Here is a 19,952-nt window from a genome sequence, read left to right as displayed (position 1 = left end):
GATATGAAAAAGGGGATGCCTAGGCATCCCCTTTTTCGTGACCGCAGAAGGATCAAACCTGAGGTTTGACCTCTTCCTTGTCGTCTTGCGGCTCAGCTTCAGGTTGCGCAGGCTCCACCGCTTCGCTCGCATCCTGCTCGTGCTCGCTGGTGACGGGAGCAACTTGCGCTTCAGTGACCGGCTCGGCTGCAGGTGCGGTTTCTACCACGACGGTTTCGGCTTCTACCGGGGCGCTTGCTTCCACGGCGGGAGCGGCCTCGACAGCCGGAGCAGCTTCAACGGTCGGAGCTGCGGCTGCCGCTTCGGCTGCCTCACGCGCCAGGCGCTCGGCTTCACGCTGACGACGACGCACTTCGCGCGGGTCGTTCGGGGCGCGGCCGGTGGCGTTGGCCGGGACCGCTGCGACTGCAGGTGCTTGCTCGACCGGTGCCGGAGCAGGCTCCTGGGCAACTTCCACAACCGGCTCGGCTTGCACGACGGGCTCGGTGGCCGGCACTTCGACGGCAGCAGGTGCTTCGCTGACGGCAACAGGTTCAGCCTCGACAGGAGCAGCTTCGACCACTTCAGTCACGGCAGCCTCGGCTTGCACCTCGACCGGCTGAGTGATCGGAGCTTCAGCCTGTGCGACCGGCGCTTCGACAGCCGGTGCTTCGCTGGCGACGTTCTCGCTGCTGTCGACGCTTTCGGCAACTACAGCGGCGGCAGTAGCCACGGCAGCCGGGGTGACGGCCTGAGCGTCGTTACCGGCAGCTTCGCTGTTCTCGGCGCTCTCGATCAGGTTGCCATCGGCATCACGCTGACGCTCACGGCGATTGCTGCGACGACGCTGACCGCGGGAGCGGCGACGTGGGCGCTCACCGTCATTGTTGTCCTGCTCGTCATCCTGCAGCTGCTCTTCGTTCGGCAGTGCTTCGTCCTGCAGAGCCTCGGCCTGCTCGGCACGCGGCTGGCGCTCTTCGCGCGGCGGACGCTGACGCTCCTGGCGTTCGGCACGTGGCTGACGCTCGGCACGCTCTTCGCGTTGTTCGTTGCCAGCAGTGTCCAGCGGCTCGCGCAGTTCACGTACGCGCTCTTCACGCGGGGCACGCTCTTCGCGCGGCTTGCGCTCGCGGCGGTTTTCCTGGCCTTCGCGCGGCTCACGTGGGGCGCGCTCTTCACGCGGGGCACGCTCTTCGCGAGGTTGGCGCTCTTCACGCGGTTCACGGGCCTGACGCTCTTCACGCGGGGCGCGTTCCTCGCGCGGCTTGCGCTCGTCATCGCGGCGACCGCCACGGTTACGGCTCTGCTGACGACCGTTGCGACGCTCTTCGCGCGGCGGACGCTCGTTGTTCTTCTTCTCGGTGACCGCAGGCTGGGCTTCTTCTTCCTTGCCGGCGAAGAGGCTGACCAGGGACTTCACCAGGCCCTTGAACAGGCTCGGCTCTGGCGATTTGGTCGGAGCCAGCGGAGCCGGTTGCGGCTCGGCGGCAACCGGAGCGCTGCTGCGCGGCGCGGCCTTGATCGCGGCTTCCTGGCGAACCAGGGTGCGGGTCGCTGCGGTTGGGTGAGCGGCAGCTTCCTCGTTTTCCGCGGTGGCGGCGATTTCGTAGCTGGTCTGGCCGCTCAGCGCTTCCGGGTTGTCGTCACGCAGACGCTGCACTTCGAAATGCGGGGTTTCCAGGTGATCGTTGGGCAGGATCACGATGCGCGCACGGGTACGCAGTTCGATCTTGGTGATCGAGTTGCGCTTCTCGTTGAGCAGGAACGCGGCGACCGGGATCGGCACCTGGGCGCGGACTTCGGCGGTGCGGTCCTTCAGTGCTTCTTCTTCGATCAGGCGCAGGATGGCCAGCGACAGGGATTCCACGTCGCGGATGATGCCTTGGCCGTTGCAGCGCGGGCAGACGATGCCGCTGGTCTCGCCCAGGGACGGACGCAGGCGCTGACGGGACATTTCCAGCAGGCCGAAGCGCGAGATACGACCGACCTGAACGCGGGCACGGTCGGCTTCCAGGGCTTCACGCACCTTCTCTTCGACGGCGCGCTGGTTCTTGGCCGGGGTCATGTCGATGAAGTCGATGACGATCAGGCCGCCGATGTCACGCAGGCGCAGCTGGCGGGCGATTTCCTCGGCCGCTTCCAGATTGGTCTGCAGCGCGGTTTCCTCGATGTCGCTGCCCTTGGTGGCGCGCGCCGAGTTGATGTCGATGGAAACCAGGGCTTCGGTCGGGTCGATGACGATGGAGCCGCCGGACGGCAGCTTCACTTCACGCTGGAAGGCGGTTTCGATCTGGCTTTCGATCTGGAAGCGGTTGAACAGCGGCACGCTGTCTTCGTACAGCTTGATCTTGCTCGCGTACTGCGGCATCACCTGCTGGATGAAGCTCAGGGCTTCTTCCTGGGCTTCGACGCTGTCGACCAGCACTTCGCCGATGTCCTGGCGCAGGTAGTCGCGGATGGCGCGGATGATGACGTTGGATTCCTGGTAGATCAGGAAGGGGGCAGGGCGGCTGGTGGAGGCTTCCTTGATTGCGCTCCACAGTTGCAGCAGGTAGTCGAGGTCCCACTGCATTTCTTCGCTGGAGCGGCCCAGGCCTGCGGTGCGCACGATCAGGCCCATGTCGGCCGGAGCGTTGAGGCCGTTCAGCGCCTCGCGCAGTTCGTTGCGCTCTTCGCCTTCGATGCGGCGGGAGATGCCACCGGCACGCGGGTTGTTCGGCATCAGCACCAGGTAACGACCGGCCAGGCTGATGAAGGTGGTCAGGGCTGCGCCCTTGTTGCCGCGCTCTTCCTTCTCGACCTGGACGATGACTTCCTGGCCTTCCTTGAGCACGTCCTTGATGTTGATGCGGCCGCCTTCAGGGGCCTTGGAGAAGTATTCGCGGGAGATTTCTTTGAGGGGGAGGAAACCGTGGCGTTCGGAGCCGAAGTCGACGAAGGCGGCTTCGAGGCTGGGTTCTACGCGGGTGATGCGGCCTTTGTAGATGTTGGCCTTCTTCTGTTCGCGGGCGCCGGACTCGATGTCCAGATCGTAGAGTTTTTGGCCATCTACCAGGGCAACACGCAACTCTTCAGGCTGAGTTGCGTTAATTAGCATTCTTTTCATGTGGTACCAATGGGTTCCGGGCTAGCGGAAGCCACGTTAGGCACACACGACTCTCAGGGTCGGTGTCAGGCGCGTCAGAAACGGTCGTAAATCGTTCCACTGTCGAGCGACGGCCTGCCATCAGAGGCTGCGGTCGCGACGGACGTCTCCTGCTTGCTGTTGTGACAGAAAGCACTCAGTCAGGAAGAGGAATCAACTGGCGGTAGCGGACGAGATGAGGCGTCTTTGATCAAGCGATAAGCTACGCAGTCCGACAGTTGTACATCTCCACCCTACACGTATCGCTGAAAATCGGGTGCCGCGCGCGGATTCCGCAGCGGTTGTCAGTTACCGCGACCGCCCAGTGGGCGAATCGCGCATCATACTCAAGGCTTTATTTCCGAAATCTTCGTGGCCTTTTGCGGCTTTCCAAGCCGAAGAATCCGTCGGACGGCCTCACGTCCAAAAAGGTTTGCGCGGGCAGGGGATGGCAAGTTAGGCGATCATCCACAAGCCAGGCCGCTTTTGGCGGCGTTCGCGACTATAGCAGTAATGATTAAGTGCTTCAATTCCATAAAAAATTGTTATGATTGCGCGATGACTACTCCCGCCTCTCCAACCTCCGGCGTCCAGCTGATCGAGGTTGCACCGGATTTCGCCGGCCAACGCATCGACAATTTCCTCAGGACACAGCTCAAGGGCGTGCCCAAGACCCTGATTTACCGCATTCTGCGCAAGGGCGAAGTGCGGGTGAACAAGGGTCGGATCAAGCCCGAGTACAAGCTGCAGGCCGGCGACATCGTGCGCGTGCCGCCGCTGCGCCTGGCCGAGCGCGACGAGCCCGAGCCGGTCGCCCAGGGGCTGCTCGAGCGGCTCGAGGCGGCCATCGTCTACGAAGACAAGGCACTGATCGTGCTGAACAAGCCCGCCGGCATCGCCGTGCATGGCGGCAGTGGCCTGAATTACGGGGTGATCGAGGCCTTCCGTCAGTTGCGTCCCGATGCCAAGGATCTGGAGCTGGTACACCGCCTGGATCGCGATACGTCCGGTCTTTTGATGATCGCCAAGAAGCGCAGCATGCTGCGCCATCTGCATGAGCAACTGCGTGGCGATGGCGTGGACAAGCGCTACATGGCGCTGGTGCGCGGCCACTGGGCGACCGCCAGGAAGCAGGTCAATGCGCCGCTGCAGAAGAGCAACCTGCGCTCCGGCGAGCGCATGGTCGAGGTCGATGGCGAGGGCAAGGAGGCGCTGACGCTGTTTCGCGTGCTGCGCCGCTTCGGCGACTTCGCCACGCTGGTCGAAGCCAAGCCGGTGACCGGCCGTACCCACCAGATTCGCGTGCATGCCAAACATGCCGGGCACTGCATCGCCGGCGATTCCAAGTACGGCGATGACGACTTTACCCGCGAGATACGCGAGCTGGGCGGCAAGCGCCTGTTCCTGCACGCCTACGAGTTGCATGTGCCGCTGCCCGATGGCGGTGTGCTGAAGCTCGAGGCGCCGGTGGACGAGATGTGGGCCAAAACCCTGGAGCGGCTCAGTGCCTGACTATCAACTGCTGATCTTCGATTGGGACGGCACGCTGGTGGATTCCATCGGCCGCATCGTCGAGGCCATGCATCGCGCGGCCGATGTGGCGGGCGTGCCGCGCTGCACGGATGTCGCGGTGCGCGGCATCATCGGATTGGAGCTGGGGGTGGCGATTCGCACGCTCTATCCGGAACTCGACGAGCCGCTGCGCATCGAAACCATTCGGCGCGCCTACAGCGAGCAGTACCTGGCGCTGGAGACCGAGCCGTCGCCGCTGTTCGAGGGGGTGCGCGAGTCGCTCGAAGCCTTTCGCGAGCAGGGCTATCAATTGGCGGTGGCGACCGGCAAGGGGCGCAAGGGATTGCATCGGGTGCTGGTTGACAAGGGTTGGCTGGATTACTTCGATATCACCCGTTGCGCTGACGAGACGGCGAGCAAGCCGGACCCGCTGATGCTGCACGAGATTCTGGCGCATTGCCGTGTGCAGCCTGAGCGCGCGTTGATGGTGGGGGATTCGACCTTCGACCTCTTGATGGCACGCAACGCCGGGATGGATGCGGTAGCGGTGGGTTTCGGCGCGCAGCCGCTGTCGCTGTTGCGCGAGTGTTCGCCGCGTCTGGCAATCAATGAATTCAATGAGTTGCGTGCATGGCTGGATGGTCGTTGCGCGCAGCGTCCTGCAGAGGTGAGTGAAGATGTCGGATGAGTGGAAGTCATCGGCGAAGTCCGAGGGTGAGGATGCCAAGAGCTGGAGATTGCTGGAGAAGGCGCTGCTGTCCAGTGTTCAGGAGCAGCGCCGTTCGCGCCGCTGGGGCATTTTTTTCAAGCTGCTGACCTTCTTCTATCTGTTCGGGGTATTGGCGCTGGTGTTGCCGGCGCTCGACCTGAAATCGGCCTCGACCGGCACCGCTCATACGGCCCTGATCGAGATTCGCGGCATGATCGCCGATCGCGAGGAAGCCAGCGCCGACAAGGTGGTGGGTAGCCTGCGTGCGGCGTTCGAAGATGCCAACACCAGAGGCGTGATCCTGCGCATCAACAGCCCGGGCGGCAGCCCTGTGCAGTCCGGCTATATCTACGACGAGATTCGTCGTTTGCGCGGCGAGTACCCGCAGATCAAGGTCTACGCGGTGATCAGTGACCTGGGCGCGTCCGGGGCCTATTACATCGCCAGTGCGGCTGACGAGATCTATGCCGACAAGGCCAGTCTGGTCGGCTCCATCGGTGTCACGGCGGCCAGCTTCGGCTTCGTCGAAACCATGGAGAAGCTTGGCGTCGAGCGTCGCGTGTACACCTCGGGTGAGCACAAGGCATTCCTCGATCCGTTCCAGCCGCAGAAGGAAGAGGAAACCCGCTTCTGGAAAACCGTGCTGGATACCACTCATCGCCAGTTCATCGACAGTGTGAAGAAGGGGCGTGGTGATCGTCTCAAGGCAGACGAGCATCCCGAGTTGTTCTCGGGGCTGGTCTGGTCCGGCGAGCAGGCGCTGCAACTTGGATTGGTCGATGCGCTGGGCAGTGCCAGCTACGTGGCGCGTGAAGTGATCGGCGAGAAGGAAATGGTCGATTTCACCCAGCGTGACACGCCGTTCGATCGCTTCGCCAAGCGCCTGGGTACCAGCGTGGCTGATCGCATCGCGTTGTGGATGGGCTTCCAGGGGCCGACGCTGCAATAAGGGCGGCTGCAGGCAGCAGTTTGGTAGGGCGGGTGCAACCCGCCGATCTCGGTCGGCGGGTTTCGCCCGTCCTAGGGTATCTCGACTCCCTCGTTCAGCAGCATGTCCACCAGGCGAATCAGCGGCAGGCCGACCAGGCTGGTGGCGTCTTCGCCTTCGGTGCTGCGGAACAGGCTGATACCCAGTCCTTCGGACTTGAAGCTGCCGGCGCAGTCGAACGGCTGCTCGCGTTGCAGATAGCGCAGGATTTGCTCGTCGCTCAGTGGGCGGAAGTGCACGGTGAAGGGCACGCAGTCGACCTGGCATTTGCCGGTGGTCGAGTTGAGGAGTGCCAGGCCGGTCAGGAAGGTGACACTGCTGCCGCTGGCGGCGCGCAGTTGTTGCTGGGCTCTTGGCAGGTCGTGGGGTTTGCCGAGTATTTGTCCGTCGCCGAGTACGGCGACCTGATCCGAGCCGATGATCAGGTGGTCGGGATGGCTTGCGGCGAGGGCGCGGGCTTTTTCTTCGGCCAGGCGTTTGACCAGGTCGATGGCGGCTTCGCCTTCGCGGCGGCTTTCATCGATGCTGGGTGACTGCCAGGTAAAGGGTAGTTGCAGGCGGTCGAGCAGCTCGCGGCGATAGGGTGAGCTGGAGGCGAGCAGCAGCGCGGGCATGTTCTCTTCCTTTATATAGGTGGGCGAAGAATTCTACTGATCGCCACTGCTTGAAGACAGGCCGAATTTCCTTTGACACGGGCAGGGTGCATCCCTAGAATGCTGCGCCTATGTTGAATGGGCCGATTCCACCTCACGTTGATCCGCGCAAGCTCGCCGACCGCGAAGCTACCCTCGAAGGGCAGCTCGAACTGGCCAGCCTGCCGCGTCTCTGCGACCCGCTTGCCGATACGGCTGGCACGGTGCAGGCGAAATTTCATTTCGGGCGTGACGAGCAGAAAACTGTGGTGATCCGCAGTGAGCTCGAGGTTGAGGTCAAAATGGTCTGCCAGCGTTGTCTGGAGCTGGTCGCGCTACCCATCCGCAGCGAATGTGAATACGCGGTGGTTCGGGTTGGAGCGAACACTCAGTCCTTGCCGAAGGGCTACGACGTGCTGGAAGTGGGTGAAGAGCCGCTGGAGCTGCTCGGTCTGGTCGAGGATGAATTGCTTCTCGCCCTGCCGATCGTTCCCGCTCATGCCCCAGGTGATTGCCAGCAGCCGGACGGTCTCGATGAGCCCGAGCCGGGCAAGGACGAGGTATCGCGGTCCAACCCGTTCAGTGTATTGGCGCAGTTAAAGCGTGACCCAAACGTTTAGGAGTTAATGAGTTATGGCTGTTCAGCAGAACAAAAAATCCCGTTCCGCCCGCGACATGCGTCGTTCGCACGACGCTCTCGAGGCCAGCACCCTGTCCGTAGAGAAGAGCACCGGTGAAGTTCACCTGCGCCACCACGTTTCTCCGGAAGGCGTGTACCGCGGTCGCAAAGTGATCGACAAGGGCGCTGACGAGTAATCCTTGTCTGCCTCGATCATCGCGATTGATGCAATGGGTGGGGACTTCGGTCCCCACTGCATTGTTCCGGCCTGCATTTCTGCGCTGGCCGAATTCCCCTCGCTGCACCTGGCCCTCGTCGGTCAAGCTCCCCTTATCGAAGAACAGCTCGCTCGCCAGTCCGGCGTCGATCGCTCGCGCCTGCAGGTTCATCACGCCAGCGAAGTGATCGCCATGGACGAACGTCCGGCTCAGGCCTTGCGCGGCAAGCCCGATGCCTCGATGCGCGTGGCGCTGGAGCTGGTACGTCAGCGCCAGGCCCATGCCTGCGTCAGTGCCGGTAATACCGGTGCGCTGATGGCGCTGTCGCGTTATGTGCTCAAGACGCTGCCGGGTATCGACCGGCCGGCCATGGTCAGCCCGATTCCGACCGAGCGTGGGCATTGCTACCTGCTGGATCTGGGCGCCAATGTCGATTGCAGTGCCGAGCACCTCTATCAGTTCGCGATCATGGGCGCCGTGGCGGCCGAGACGCTGGGTGTGTCTCGGCCGCGAGTCGCCTTGCTCAATGTAGGCACCGAAGACATCAAGGGCAACCAGCAGGTCAAGCTCGCCGCCAGCCTGCTGCAGCAGGCACGCGGGCTGAATTTCATCGGCTATATAGAAGGCGACGGGGTGTACCGTGGCGAAGCCGATGTCGTGGTGTGCGACGGTTTTGTCGGCAACATCCTGCTCAAGTCCAGCGAAGGCCTGGCGAAGATGATCACCGGGCGGGTCGAGACGCTGTTCAATGAGGGGCTGTTCGCTCAGGCGGTCGGTGCTTTGGCGATGCCCCTGCTGCGCCGCCTCAAGGCCGATCTGGCTCCCGCTCGGCACAATGGCGCGAGCTTTCTCGGGCTGCAGGGCATCGTGGTCAAGAGTCACGGTGCCGCCGGTCAGGAGAGCTTCCAGAGCGCCATCCGCTGCGCGCTGCGCGAGGTACAGGAAAATCTGCCGCAGCGACTGCATGGTCGACTCGAGGACTTGTTGTTGTAGACTCGTCGCGCTTTCAGGGCGCCTCTAAAAACTACCTGCGTTGCCATCGCGGCGTTAAAAACAGGCTCACAGCCGAAGGCTGAACGCGCTTTAGCGCGGCCCCGCAGGGGTGAGCGAAGCGAATCAAGTGCTCATTTACAACGCGTAAACTGCGCTTTTTCGCCTGTTTTTGCCTTGCGCTGGCTGCCTCGCCTACGTTTTTAGAGGTGCCCTTCAGGGCGCGATCCGTGCCCGAATGTGACCGCGGCACGCGGCCTGTCATCCAACTGTCAGTTTGCTGCGCCAGGCTCCCCTGGCGTTGGTTTTTCGACTCAAGGGACTTATTCATGTCTGCATCCCTCGCATTCGTCTTTCCCGGTCAGGGTTCGCAAGCCCTGGCCATGCTCGCCGAGCACGGTGCCCAGCAGAAGCTGGTGCTCGATACCTTCGGCGAAGCCTCCGAAGCGCTCGGCTACGACCTCTGGGCTCTGACCCAGCAAGGCCCGGAAGAGCAACTGAACCAGACCGACAAGACCCAGCCAGCCATTCTCACTGCCTCCATCGCCCTGTGGCGTCTGTGGCAGGCCGAGGGCGGCGCCAAGCCGGCTTTCGTCGCCGGCCACAGCCTGGGTGAGTATTCCGCGCTGGTTGCCGCTGGCAGCATCGGCTTTGCCGATGCCGTGAAACTGGTGGAGCGCCGCGGTCAGCTGATGCAGCAGGCCGTTCCGGCCGGGCAGGGCGGCATGGCCGCCATCCTCGGTCTGGAAGATGCCGATGTGCTCGCCGCCTGCGCCGAAGCGGCGCAGGGCGATGTGGTCAGTGCAGTGAACTTCAATGCCCCCGGTCAGGTGGTGATCGCCGGTAGCGCGGCTGCCGTCGAGCGCGCCATCGAGGCGTGCAAGGCGCGTGGTGCCAAGCGCGCCATGGCGCTGCCGGTCAGCGTGCCGTCGCACTGCGCGCTGATGAAACCGGCTGCCGAGCGTTTCGCCGAGTCGGTCGAGGCATTGAACTGGCAGGCGCCGCAGATCCCGCTGGTGCAGAACGTCAGCGCCGCCGTGGTGTCCGACCTGGCCACCCTGAAGGCTGACCTGCTGGCGCAGCTGTACAGCCCGGTTCGCTGGGTCGAGTCCATGGTGCGTCTGTCCGAGCAGGGCGTGACCGATCTGGTCGAATGCGGCCCTGGCAAGGTGCTGAGCGGCCTGAACAAGCGCTGCGTCAAAGGCATCAATACTCACAACCTGGATACCCCGGATGCTTTTGCTGCCGCTCGCGCAGCCCTGGCTTGAGCAAGGAGAACGAATATGAGTCTGCAAGGTAAAGTCGCACTGGTCACCGGCGCCAGCCGTGGTATCGGTCAGGCAATCGCTCTGGAGCTGGGTCGCCAGGGCGCCATCGTCATCGGCACTGCCACCAGCCCCTCGGGCGCCGAGCGCATCGCCGAAACGCTCAAGGCCAACGGCGTCGAAGGCGCCGGCCTGGTGCTCGACGTGAGCAACGATGAATCGGTCGCCACCACCCTCGAACACATCCAGCAACATCTTGGTCAACCGTTGATCCTGGTCAACAATGCCGGCATCACCCGTGACAACCTGATGCTGCGCATGAAGGATGACGAGTGGCATGACGTCATCAACACCAACCTGAACAGCCTCTACCGTCTGTCCAAGGCCGTGCTGCGTGGCATGACCAAGGCGCGTTTCGGGCGCATCATCAACATCGGTTCCGTGGTCGGGGCGATGGGCAACGCCGGGCAGGTCAACTACGCTGCAGCCAAGGCCGGTCTGGAAGGTTTCAGCCGCGCACTGGCGCGTGAAGTGGGTTCGCGCGGTATCACGGTCAACTCGGTGGCGCCCGGTTTCATCGACACCGACATGACCCGCGAACTGCCGGAAGGCCAGCGTGATGCGCTGCTGACCCAGATTCCGCTGGGTCGTCTGGGCCAGGCCGAAGAGATCGCCAAGGTGGTCGGTTTCCTGGCTTCCGATGGCGCAGGTTATGTCACCGGGGCTACCATTCCGGTCAACGGCGGTATGTACATGAGCTAAAAAGGGCGCCTCTGGAAACCCCGGAGGCTCTCGAATGTGACGCGAGCCATCAGAAAACTGTCATAGTGGCTGTCTAAAATCCGTTATAAAGCTGCAACAGGTTTATAGACAGATCGTTGAAGTGTTCCTGGGGGCTCCCCGGCATTCAGCTTGAAATGCTAAAAACCCTTTCTATACACTTGGCCGCTACCAGCTGCCTGGATTTGTCCAATAGGAGTGAAAACAAGGTATGAGCACCATCGAAGAACGCGTCAAGAAAATCGTTGCCGAGCAACTTGGCGTCAAGGAAGAGGAAGTGACCAACAGCGCTTCCTTCGTTGAAGACCTGGGTGCCGACTCTCTTGACACCGTTGAGCTGGTGATGGCTCTCGAGGAAGAATTCGAGACCGAGATCCCGGACGAGCAAGCTGAGAAGATCACCACCGTTCAGGAAGCCATCGACTACGTGACTGCCCACGCGCAATAAGTCACAGTCAGCTTTCTGACGAGAAAAGCCGCACTGCCCTCATCAGGCGTGCGGCTTTTCTTTACGTGCAAGGCGCATGTGGCGCCTGAGTAGAACAAGAGGAGATTGCTGTGTCGCGTAGACGCGTCGTGGTTACCGGTATGGGCATGTTGTCGCCGCTGGGTAACGATGTGCCGAGCAGCTGGCAGGGCATTTTGGCCGGGCGCAGTGGCATCGGTCTGATCGAACACATGGACCTGTCGGCCTACTCCACCCGTTTTGGCGGGTCGGTCAAGGGTTTCAACGTCGAGGAATACCTCTCCGCCAAGGAGGCGCGCAAGCTCGACCTGTTCATCCAGTACGGCCTCGCTGCCTGCTTCCAGGCCGTGCGTGATTCCGGCCTGGACATCACCGACGCCAATCGCGAGCGTATCGGTGTGGCCATGGGCTCCGGCATCGGCGGCCTGACCAATATCGAGAACAACTGCAAATCGCTGCATGAGCAGGGGCCGCGGCGTATTTCGCCGTTCTTCGTGCCGGGCTCGATCATCAACATGATTTCCGGTTTCCTGTCGATCCACCTGGGGTTGCAGGGGCCGAACTACGCCATCGCCACGGCGTGCACCACCGGCACCCACTGCATCGGCATGGCAGCACGCAACATCGCCTATGGCGAAGCCGACGTGATGGTCGCCGGTGGCGCCGAGATGGCAGCCTGCGGCCTGGGCATGGGCGGTTTCGGTGCGGCGCGTGCGCTGTCGACCCGCAACGACGAGCCGACCAAGGCCAGCCGTCCGTGGGACAAGGGCCGTGACGGTTTCGTGCTGTCCGACGGTTCCGGCGCCCTGGTGCTGGAAGAACTGGAGCATGCCAAGGCGCGTGGCGCCACCATCTATGCCGAGCTGATCGGCTTCGGCATGAGCGGCGACGCCTTCCACATGACCTCGCCGCCCGAGGATGGCGCCGGTGCCGCGCGCTGCATGGCGGCAGCCCTGCGCGATGCCGGCATCAATGCTGACCAGGTGCAGTACATCAACGCCCACGGCACTTCGACCCCGGCGGGCGACGTTGCCGAAGCCGCGGCGGTGAAGAACGTGTTCGGCGATCACGCCTACAAGCTGGCGGTGAGTTCGACCAAGTCCATGACCGGTCACCTGCTCGGCGCTGCGGGCGCGGTGGAGGCGATCTTCAGCGTGCTGGCTATCCGCGACCAGGTCGCGCCGCCGACCATCAACCTGGACGAGCCGGACGAAGGCTGCGACCTGGACTTCGTCGCGCACCAGGCCAAGGCCATGCCGATCGAGATCGCCCTGTCGAACTCCTTCGGTTTCGGCGGCACCAACGGCTCGCTGCTGTTCCGTCGGTACCACGGCTGATGCTGAGCTGGGTCAACGGCGCGCCCGGCGAGCAGTTGTCGGTTCGCGACCGTGGCCTGGCTTATGGCGATGGCCTGTTCGAGACCATCGCCGTGCGTGGCGGGCGCATCCCCTTGCTGGCGCGGCATATGGCGCGCCTTGCAGAGGGGTGCCGACGCCTGTCCATGCCGCTCGATCTGCTGTTGATGGAAAGCGAATTGCAGGCCTTTGCCGGGCAACTGGGCGAGGGTGTGGCCAAGCTGATCGTCACCCGAGGTGAAGGGCAGCGTGGCTACGCGCCGCCGCAGCCTTGTCAGCCGCTGCGGATTCTGCAGGCTGCGCCGTTGCCGCAATATCCTCCAGCCCATGCCGAGCAGGGCGTGCGTTTGTTCCCCTGCGCGACCCGTCTGGCCGAGCAACCCTTGCTGGCCGGGCTCAAGCATCTCAACCGCCTGGAACAGGTGCTGGCGCGCGCCGAATGGCAGGACGCCGAGTGCGCAGAAGGCCTGATGCGTGACAGCAGTGGCCGGGTCATCGAGGGGGTGTACAGCAATCTGTTCCTGATCATCGACGGCGCTCTGGTGACGGCCGATCTGTCGCGCTGCGGCGTGGCCGGTGTGATGCGTGCGGAGATCCTGCAGCAGGCGCAGTTGCTCGGGCTGGCCATCGAGTTACGCGATATTTCCTTCGACGAACTGCTGAATGCCGATGAAGTCTTTGTTTGCAACAGCCTTTATGGCATCTGGCCTGTGCGGGCGCTGCAGGAGCGACACTGGTCGGTCGGGCCGCTCACCCGTAAACTGCAGGCCATCGTCCGCGACCTACTGAGTAAATAACTGGTGCTACGCAAGATCTTGGTGCTGCTCGAGTGCGGCGTGCTGCTGGCTGCGCTGCTGGTGGTCGGGGCCGCCTGGCAGCAGCAGAGGGCGCTGGAACAGCCTCTGCATCTGACTGAAGAAATGCTTCTGGAAGTGCCGTCCGGCGCCACGCCGAGCGGCCTGCTCAATCGTCTGGAAGCCGACGGCGTGATCGACAACGCTTTCTGGCTGCGCCTTTACTGGCGTTTCAACCTGCGTGCTCCGGCCATGCACAGCGGCGAATATCGCCTGCTGCCCGAGCACAGCGCGCGGGACATGCTCGGCCTGTGGCAGCGCGGCGAAGTGGTGCAATACAGCCTGACCCTGGTCGAGGGCTGGAACTTCCGCCAGGTGCGTGCGGCCCTTGGGCGTCAGGAGCGCCTGGAGCAGCGTCTGGCCGATCTCACCGATGCCCAGTTGATGGAGCGTCTGGGCCTGGCCGGACAGAATCCGGAAGGACGCTTCTTTCCCGATACCTATCGCTACGTGCGCGGCATGAGCGACGAGGACCTGCTCAAGCAGGCCAATGCTCGCCTTGAAGCCGTGCTCGCCGAAGAGTGGCAGAAGCGTGCCGAGGGTTTGCCCTACCGCGAGCCGTACGAGGCACTGATCATGGCCTCGATGATCGAGAAGGAAACCGGCGTGCCCGAGGAGCGTGGCGAGATCGCCGGCGTGTTCGTCCGCCGGCTGCGCCTGGGCATGCGTCTGCAGACCGACCCCACCGTGATCTACGGCATGGGCGAGCGCTACAACGGTCGTATCACTCGTGCAGACCTGCGTACACCGACGCCCTACAACACCTACACCATCGACGGCATGCCGCCGACGCCGATCGCCATGGTCGGGCGTGAGGCCATTCACGCCGCGCTCAACCCGCTCGATGGCACCACCCTGTATTTTGTCGCGCGAGGCGACGGCAGTCATGTGTTCTCCAACACCCTGGATGAGCACAATCGCGCCGTGCGCGAATACCAGCTCAAGCGTCGCGCCGACTACCGCTCCAGCCCCGCGCCGCGCGCGGCGGCCGAAACCGAATAAGGGCAATCCGTGACCGGTCTGTTTATTACCCTGGAAGGCCCGGAAGGCGCGGGCAAAAGCACCAACCGCGAGTATCTGGCCGAGCGCCTGCGCGAGCGGGGCGTCGACGTGCTGCTGACCCGTGAGCCCGGCGGCACACCGCTGGCCGAGCGTATCCGCGAACTGCTGCTCGACCCCAGCGGCGAGCCGATGGCGGCCGATACCGAGCTGTTGCTGGTGTTCGCCGCGCGAGCCCAGCACCTGCAACAAGTGATTCGCCCGGCCTTGGCCAAGGGCTGCGTGGTGCTGTGCGACCGTTTTACCGATGCCACCTATGCCTATCAGGGCGGCGGGCGAGGACTGTCCATCGAGCGCATTGCGCAGCTGGAGCAGTTCGTTCAGGGCGAGCTGCGTCCTGACCTGACGCTGATTTTCGATCTGCCGGTGGAGGTGGGTCTTGCGCGCGCCGCGGCGCGCGGTCGTCTGGACCGTTTCGAGCAGGAAGGCCGTGGCTTCTTCGAAGCGGTACGCCAGGCCTACCTGCAGCGCGCCGCGCAGGCGCCACAACGTTATCGCGTGCTGGACGCCGGGCAGACCCTGGCGCAGGTGCAGGACGATATCGACGCCTTGCTGCCGAGCCTGCTGGAGGCCTGCCGTGGCTGAGATCTACCCCTGGCAGCAACCGCTCTGGCAGCAACTGGCCGGGCGCAGTCAGCATGCCCATGCCTACCTGCTGCATGGTCCCACCGGCATCGGCAAGCGTGCTCTGGCCGAGCGCCTGATGGCATATCTCCTCTGCCAAAGCCCGAGCGGCCTGGACGCCTGCGGCAACTGCAAGTCCTGCCATCTGCTGGCCGCCGGCACTCACCCGGACAACTTCGTGCTCGAGCCCGAGGAGGCGGACAAGCCGATCAAGGTCGATCAGGTACGTGAGCTGGTCGATTTCGTGGTACAGACCGCTCAGCTTGGCGGGCGCAAGGTGGTGCTGCTGGAACCGGCCGAGGCGATGAACCTCAACGCCGCCAACGCGCTGCTGAAAAGCCTGGAAGAGCCATCCGGCAATACCGTGCTGCTGCTTATCAGCCATCAGCCCAGCCGCCTGTTACCAACCATCAAGAGCCGCTGCGTGCAGCAGGCCTGTCCGCTGCCGAGCGAGATGACGAGCCTGGCCTGGCTGGCCGAGGCTTTGCCCGAACTGGGTGAGGATGAACGAAGCGATCTGCTGACCCTGGCGGCGGGCTCGCCACTGGCCGCCGTGCGCTTGCAGGCGCAGGGCGTGCGCGAGCAGCGCGCGCAGGCGGTGGAGGGGGTGAAGAAGCTGCTCAAACAGCAGGTTTCGCCGAGCCAGTTGGCGGAAAGCTGGAACGCGCTGCCGCTGAATCTGCTGTTCGACTGGTTCAGCGACTGGGCGCAGCTGATGCTGCGTTACCAGCTGACCCAGGACGAGGAGGGCCTGGGCCAGGCCGATATGCGCAAGGTAGTGCAATACCTGGCGGACAAGACGCCGCAGCCCAGGGTGCTGGCCATTCAGGAATGGCTGCTTGGCCAAAGGCAGAAGGTGATCGGCAAGGCCAACCTCAACCGTGTGCTGCTGCTGGAAGCCTTGCTGGTGCAGTGGGCCGCTCTGCCAGGGCAAGGACGCGGCTGAGCACGGCCGGATTCGGCAGGGCGTCACATTCTGCTGGCTGCCTGCCATCCGCTGGTTTGCGCAGGAGTATGTACAGGCCCTAGAATCGAGCATTAAGCAATAAACGCCAGGAATGTGCTGATGAGCCTGCCACCCAATCTGGGTCCCCGTAACGGAATTCTGTCCCTGACCATCAAGGACAAGTCCGTGTTGTACGCGGCCTACATGCCCTTCATCAAGAACGGCGGTCTCTTCATTCCCACCAACAAGAGCTACAAGCTCGGTGACGAAGTGTTCATGCTGCTCAATCTGATGGACGAGCCGGAGAAGATTCCGGTAGCCGGCAAGGTGGTGTGGATCACCCCGAAAGGCGCTCAGGGCAACCGCGCCGCCGGTGTCGGCGTGCAGTTCAACGATGGCGACAATACCGCGCGCAACAAGATCGAAACCTACCTAGCCGGCGCACTGAAGTCCGACCGCCCGACGCACACCATGTGATTCGCTGGCCGCGAGCGAACTCTCCTCGCGGCCAAAGCATCTCCCTCTGAGCGTCCAGGCACCTGCCGCTTTCGATTACAATTCGGGCTTTCCCTTTGCCCGAGTTTTACTGCTGTGCTGATCGACTCCCATTGCCACCTTGATCGTCTCGACCTCGCTGCCCATGGCGGTTCGCTGGATGCTGCCCTGGATGCGGCGCGCGCCGCCGGCGTCGGCCATTTCCTGTGCATCGGTGTCAGCGCCGACAACGCGGCCACGGTCAAGGGCCTGGCCGAGCGTTATGCCGATGTCGACTGCTCGGTGGGCGTGCATCCGCTGGACCTCGAACCGGGCGCGGAACCGGCGCTGGACTGGCTGCTGGGCGAGCTGGCGCATCCGAAGGTGGTCGCCATCGGCGAAACCGGCCTGGACTACCACTACGAGCCGGAATCCGCCGCTCTGCAGCAGGCGTCCTTCCGCCTGCATCTGGAAGCGGCGCGCATCACCGGCAAACCGGTGATCGTGCATACCCGCGAGGCGCGCGCCGATACCCTGGCGCTGCTGCGCGAGGCGGCGCTGCCGCAGGCCGGGGTGCTGCACTGCTTCACCGAGGACTGGGAGATGGCCAAGGCCGCGCTGGATATCGGGTTCTACATCTCGCTGTCCGGCATCGTCACCTTCCGCAATGCCGAAGCGCTGCGCGAGGTGGCCCGTCAGGTGCCGGCCGACCGCCTGCTGGTGGAAACCGACTCGCCTTACCTGGCGCCCGTGCCGCATCGCGGCAAGCCGAATCTGCCGCAATACGTCCGGGAAGTGGCCGAATACCTGGCGGTGCTGCGTGGCGTCAGTTACGAGACCCTAGCCGAGCAGACCTTGAGCAACTTCAAGCGCCTGTTCCCACTAGCTGGTGTGGCCTGAAACTATGGCGTAGCCCGGATGCAATCCGGGGTGGTCGGTAAATATTTCCCGGATTGCATCCGGGCTACGGTTTGCTGTTATCGTTGGCCAGCGTTGCCGAGGCGTGACAGCCCGTAGGGTGCGCCGCGCGCACCAGGCGATAGGCGACCATTGCAGCAATGGTGGGTTACGCCGCCCCCTATCCAGCGAAGCAATCTACGACCGTGACGGGCGGCTAACCCACCCTGCGGAAACGCTGATCTGCCGAGCAAAAAAAACCCGGACTCTGGGGGATGAATCCGGGTCAAGACCATTAGGAGTAAATCAAGATACGCGGTCCACGGTACCTTGGCTGGCGGGGCACTTGGGGGGAGATGCCGCACGCCAGTAAGTTTTAGTATTGGCCATGATCAGCAAGCGTCCAGGCCAAAGTCCGAGTTTTTTAAACGGATTTGGAATACCACGGACGCTGCTGAGTCCTCCGAATCTGTTCACTGCGTTGCGAGCTAGAGTCCTGCTAGGCAAAAAAAGCGAGGGCGGGGAGTTTACGCGTTGTAAATGAGCCGCCCGAGCTTGTTTTTAACGCGGCAGGGTCGACGCGCAGCAGGCCGTGCGCAGATTCTCACCCTTTTGCCAACTGGGTCAGCAGCTCCAGGACTTCTTCGATCACCTGCTCGCGGGTGTAGAAGTGCGGCGAGAGCCTGACCCCCGGACCACGCTGCACGCAGATCACCTGCTCCTCGCGCAGGCGCTGATACAGCGCGGCGTTGTCCCAGCCCGCCAGGCTGAAGTTGAGGATGCCGGCGCGGCGTTGCGTAGCCAGCGGACTGCGCAGTGTAGCCCCCGGCAGCCTGGCAATGCCGTCGGTCAATTGCTGCACACGCTCTTCCAGCAGCGCACCGACGCGCTCCATGCCCACCTCTTCGAGCAGCGACAGGCTCGCCTCCAGGGCGAAGGCGCCGAGCATGTTCGGGCTGCCGCATTCGAAGCGCCGGGCGCTGCGCGCCGGTTGCCAGTCCTGGCGGGTGTAGTCGCCGGCGTGCTCGAGCATGTGCCAGCCGTATTCATGCAGCTTCAACTGATCACGCACGGCGGTACGGCAATAGAACACCCCCAGGCCTTCCGGGCCAAGCATCCACTTGTGGCCGTCGGCCATGGCGAAGTCGCAGTCGTAGGCCTGGACGTCGAAGGGCAGGGCGCCGAGCTGCTGGATGGCATCCACGCAGAACAGCACGCCGTGCTGACGGCAGCCGCGGCCGAGGCGTGGCAGATCCAGGCGCAGGCCGCTGGCGAACTGCACGGCACTGATCGACAGCAGGCGCGTACGAGGCGTGAAGGCGGCGAGCAGAGCTGCCTCCGGATCATCGCCCTTGAGGCTGACTTCGACCACCTCCACGCCCTGAGCGGCGAGCGCCAGCCAGACGATGCGGTTGGAGGGGAATTCCTCGTTGCTGATGATCACCTGATCGCCGGGGCGCCAATCCAGGCCGAAGGCCACGAACGACAGCGCCTCGGAGGTATTCTTGACCAGTGCGATATCGCCGGTGCTTGGTGCGTTCAGCAGGCGCATCAGGCGTTCGCGTAGGCTACGCTCAAGTTTCAGCCAGTCGGGATAATCACGTGCGCCGCTGGTCACGTTCGCTTCAGAGAACCGCCGCACCGCTTCAGCGCTGCGTTTGGGCCAGGGAGCGACCGCCGCATGGTTCAGATAGCGCAGTCCATTTTCCAGGGGGAACTCATCATGAAACACGTACATGGTCGGATGATCCGTGCAATTTGGCCGCATTTGGGCATAATAGGCGGCTTCGATTTTTGACCCCGCAGTCCCTTTATGCAGAAAGAACCCCGTAAGGTCCGCGAATTCCGTCGCCGCGAGCAAGAAATTCTCGATACCGCGCTGAAACTCTTCCTCGAACAGGGAGAAGACAGCGTCACCGTCGAGATGATCGCTGATGCGGTCGGTATCGGCAAAGGCACCATCTACAAGCATTTCAAATCCAAGGCGGAGATCTACCTGCGCCTGATGCTCGACTACGAGCGCGACCTCAACGAGCTGCTGCATTCGGCCGACGTTGATCGCGACAAGGAAGCGCTGTCGCGTGCCTATTTCGAGTTCCGCATGCGCGACCCGCAGCGCTATCGCCTGTTCGACCGTCTGGAAGAGAAGGTGGTCAAGGGCAATCAGGTGCCGGAGATGGTCGAGCAGCTGCACAAGATCCGCGCCTCCAACTTCGAGCGCCTGACCCAGCTGATCAAGGGCCGCATCGCCGAAGGCAAACTGGAAGACGTGCCGCCGTACTTCCATTACTGCGCTGCCTGGGCGCTGGTACATGGTGCCGTAGCGCTGTACCACTCGCCGTTCTGGAGCAACGTGCTCGAGGATCAGGAAGGCTTCTTCCAGTTCCTCATGGACATCGGTGTGCGCATGGGCAACAAGCGCAAGCGCGACTGAGTCCCGACGGGGCTCGCTGCGGGCGAC

The 19,952-nt window shown here is 63.3% G+C and carries 20 protein-coding genes; 17 read left to right on the top strand and 3 right to left on the bottom strand.

Going from position 1 to position 19,952, the window contains the following annotated elements; translation table 11 throughout:
• Positions 1–52 precede the first annotated feature (52 nt).
• Positions 53–3,085: a ribonuclease E gene (gene rne / locus BLS61_RS01040; protein ID WP_090426153.1), complete on the bottom strand. Its 3,033-nt coding sequence runs from the start codon at positions 3,083–3,085 to the stop codon at positions 53–55.
• 576 nt (positions 3,086–3,661) lie between these two features.
• On the opposite strand from rne, the gene rluC reads away from it, so the two are divergent.
• From rluC to sppA, 3 genes are read left to right on the top strand one after another with little or no spacing between them, the layout of a single operon-like run.
• Positions 3,662–4,615 (top strand): 23S rRNA pseudouridine(955/2504/2580) synthase RluC, encoded by a 954-nt coding sequence (rluC, locus tag BLS61_RS01035; RefSeq protein WP_090426150.1) that lies wholly within the window; start codon positions 3,662–3,664, stop codon positions 4,613–4,615.
• Positions 4,608–5,303: an HAD-IA family hydrolase gene (locus BLS61_RS01030; protein ID WP_090426148.1), complete on the top strand. Its 696-nt coding sequence runs from the start codon at positions 4,608–4,610 to the stop codon at positions 5,301–5,303. Before rluC ends, BLS61_RS01030 begins: the two co-directional genes overlap by 8 nt.
• Entirely contained in the window at positions 5,293–6,273 is a 981-nt protein-coding gene (gene sppA / locus BLS61_RS01025; RefSeq protein WP_090426145.1) for a signal peptide peptidase SppA, read from the top strand. Before BLS61_RS01030 ends, sppA begins: the two co-directional genes overlap by 11 nt.
• Before the next feature lie 71 nt (positions 6,274–6,344).
• Here sppA and BLS61_RS01020 read toward each other — a convergent pair whose 3' ends face one another.
• Entirely contained in the window at positions 6,345–6,926 is a 582-nt protein-coding gene (locus tag BLS61_RS01020; RefSeq protein WP_090426141.1) for a Maf family protein, read from the bottom strand.
• Positions 6,927–7,036: 110 nt separating this feature from the next.
• Between BLS61_RS01020 and BLS61_RS01015 the strand changes: the two genes are divergently transcribed.
• From BLS61_RS01015 to BLS61_RS00955, 13 genes are all read left to right on the top strand, one after another.
• A complete protein-coding gene (locus BLS61_RS01015; RefSeq protein WP_090426138.1) occupies positions 7,037–7,564 on the top strand; it encodes a YceD family protein in 528 nt (175 codons plus the stop codon).
• 13 nt (positions 7,565–7,577) lie between these two features.
• Entirely contained in the window at positions 7,578–7,760 is a 183-nt protein-coding gene (rpmF, locus tag BLS61_RS01010) for a 50S ribosomal protein L32 (RefSeq protein ID WP_003245185.1), read from the top strand.
• 3 nt (positions 7,761–7,763) lie between these two features.
• Positions 7,764–8,774, top strand: coding sequence for a phosphate acyltransferase PlsX (gene plsX / locus BLS61_RS01005; RefSeq protein WP_090426135.1), 1,011 nt, complete (start codon positions 7,764–7,766; stop codon positions 8,772–8,774).
• 326 nt (positions 8,775–9,100) lie between these two features.
• On the top strand, positions 9,101–10,039 hold the full coding sequence (gene fabD, locus BLS61_RS01000) for an ACP S-malonyltransferase (protein ID WP_003245180.1): 939 nt from the start codon (positions 9,101–9,103) through the stop codon (positions 10,037–10,039).
• 15 nt (positions 10,040–10,054) lie between these two features.
• Complete coding sequence (fabG, locus tag BLS61_RS00995) at positions 10,055–10,798, top strand: 3-oxoacyl-ACP reductase FabG (protein WP_090426132.1); 744 nt, start codon at positions 10,055–10,057, stop codon at positions 10,796–10,798.
• Positions 10,799–11,027: 229 nt separating this feature from the next.
• Positions 11,028–11,264, top strand: a complete 237-nt coding sequence (gene acpP, locus BLS61_RS00990; protein ID WP_003245177.1) for an acyl carrier protein — start codon at positions 11,028–11,030, stop codon at positions 11,262–11,264.
• 110 nt (positions 11,265–11,374) lie between these two features.
• A complete protein-coding gene (gene fabF, locus BLS61_RS00985) occupies positions 11,375–12,619 on the top strand; it encodes a beta-ketoacyl-ACP synthase II (protein WP_090426130.1) in 1,245 nt (414 codons plus the stop codon).
• Entirely contained in the window at positions 12,619–13,434 is an 816-nt protein-coding gene (gene pabC / locus BLS61_RS00980) for an aminodeoxychorismate lyase (RefSeq protein ID WP_090426127.1), read from the top strand. The genes fabF and pabC overlap by 1 nt, the downstream gene beginning before the upstream one ends.
• A gap of 3 nt (positions 13,435–13,437) precedes the next feature.
• A complete protein-coding gene (gene mltG / locus BLS61_RS00975) occupies positions 13,438–14,493 on the top strand; it encodes an endolytic transglycosylase MltG (RefSeq protein WP_090426124.1) in 1,056 nt (351 codons plus the stop codon).
• 9 nt (positions 14,494–14,502) lie between these two features.
• On the top strand, positions 14,503–15,135 hold the full coding sequence (gene tmk, locus BLS61_RS00970) for a dTMP kinase (protein ID WP_090426121.1): 633 nt from the start codon (positions 14,503–14,505) through the stop codon (positions 15,133–15,135).
• Positions 15,128–16,120: a DNA polymerase III subunit delta' gene (locus BLS61_RS00965; RefSeq protein ID WP_090426119.1), complete on the top strand. Its 993-nt coding sequence runs from the start codon at positions 15,128–15,130 to the stop codon at positions 16,118–16,120. The genes tmk and BLS61_RS00965 overlap by 8 nt, the downstream gene beginning before the upstream one ends.
• A gap of 120 nt (positions 16,121–16,240) precedes the next feature.
• The gene (locus BLS61_RS00960; RefSeq protein WP_003245164.1) at positions 16,241–16,597 is read left to right on the top strand and encodes a PilZ domain-containing protein; all 357 of its coding nucleotides are present in this window, start codon (positions 16,241–16,243) and stop codon (positions 16,595–16,597) included.
• A gap of 114 nt (positions 16,598–16,711) precedes the next feature.
• Positions 16,712–17,494 (top strand): TatD family hydrolase, encoded by a 783-nt coding sequence (locus BLS61_RS00955; protein ID WP_090426117.1) that lies wholly within the window; start codon positions 16,712–16,714, stop codon positions 17,492–17,494.
• A 601-nt stretch (positions 17,495–18,095) separates the two neighbouring features.
• On the opposite strand, the gene BLS61_RS00950 is transcribed toward BLS61_RS00955, so the two are convergent.
• Positions 18,096–19,229 carry an aminotransferase class V-fold PLP-dependent enzyme gene (locus tag BLS61_RS00950; protein WP_090426116.1) on the bottom strand — a complete coding sequence of 378 codons (1,134 nt, stop codon included), beginning with the start codon at positions 19,227–19,229 and terminating at the stop codon, positions 18,096–18,098.
• Positions 19,230–19,304: 75 nt separating this feature from the next.
• On the opposite strand from BLS61_RS00950, the gene BLS61_RS00945 reads away from it, so the two are divergent.
• Complete coding sequence (locus BLS61_RS00945; protein ID WP_003245158.1) at positions 19,305–19,925, top strand: TetR/AcrR family transcriptional regulator; 621 nt, start codon at positions 19,305–19,307, stop codon at positions 19,923–19,925.
• The last annotated feature ends 27 nt before the right edge of the window (positions 19,926–19,952 follow it).

Origin of the sequence: Ectopseudomonas guguanensis, assembly GCF_900104265.1 — a bacterium.
Lineage (GTDB): Bacteria > Pseudomonadota > Gammaproteobacteria > Pseudomonadales > Pseudomonadaceae > Aquipseudomonas > Aquipseudomonas guguanensis.
The sequence above is the reverse complement of the archived record's forward strand: the minus strand, read 5'-3'. Positions and strand labels throughout refer to the sequence as shown.

Excerpts from the sequence above, each read along its gene's own strand:
- BLS61_RS01020 (WP_090426141.1), bottom strand. The coding sequence starts at position 6,926 with ATGCCCGCGCTGCTGCTCGCCTCCAGCTCACCCTATCGCCGCGAGCTG.
- rpmF (WP_003245185.1), top strand. The coding sequence starts at position 7,578 with ATGGCTGTTCAGCAGAACAAAAAATCCCGTTCCGCCCGCGACATGCGT.
- fabG (WP_090426132.1), top strand. The coding sequence starts at position 10,055 with ATGAGTCTGCAAGGTAAAGTCGCACTGGTCACCGGCGCCAGCCGTGGT.
- fabD (WP_003245180.1), top strand. The coding sequence starts at position 9,101 with ATGTCTGCATCCCTCGCATTCGTCTTTCCCGGTCAGGGTTCGCAAGCC.
- sppA (WP_090426145.1), top strand. The coding sequence starts at position 5,293 with ATGTCGGATGAGTGGAAGTCATCGGCGAAGTCCGAGGGTGAGGATGCC.
- BLS61_RS00945 (WP_003245158.1), top strand. The coding sequence starts at position 19,305 with ATGCAGAAAGAACCCCGTAAGGTCCGCGAATTCCGTCGCCGCGAGCAA.
- rne (WP_090426153.1), bottom strand. The coding sequence starts at position 3,085 with ATGAAAAGAATGCTAATTAACGCAACTCAGCCTGAAGAGTTGCGTGTT.
- rluC (WP_090426150.1), top strand. The coding sequence starts at position 3,662 with ATGACTACTCCCGCCTCTCCAACCTCCGGCGTCCAGCTGATCGAGGTT.
- BLS61_RS01015 (WP_090426138.1), top strand. The coding sequence starts at position 7,037 with ATGTTGAATGGGCCGATTCCACCTCACGTTGATCCGCGCAAGCTCGCC.
- pabC (WP_090426127.1), top strand. The coding sequence starts at position 12,619 with ATGCTGAGCTGGGTCAACGGCGCGCCCGGCGAGCAGTTGTCGGTTCGC.
- BLS61_RS00950 (WP_090426116.1), bottom strand. The coding sequence starts at position 19,229 with ATGTACGTGTTTCATGATGAGTTCCCCCTGGAAAATGGACTGCGCTAT.
- BLS61_RS00960 (WP_003245164.1), top strand. The coding sequence starts at position 16,241 with ATGAGCCTGCCACCCAATCTGGGTCCCCGTAACGGAATTCTGTCCCTG.
- acpP (WP_003245177.1), top strand. The coding sequence starts at position 11,028 with ATGAGCACCATCGAAGAACGCGTCAAGAAAATCGTTGCCGAGCAACTT.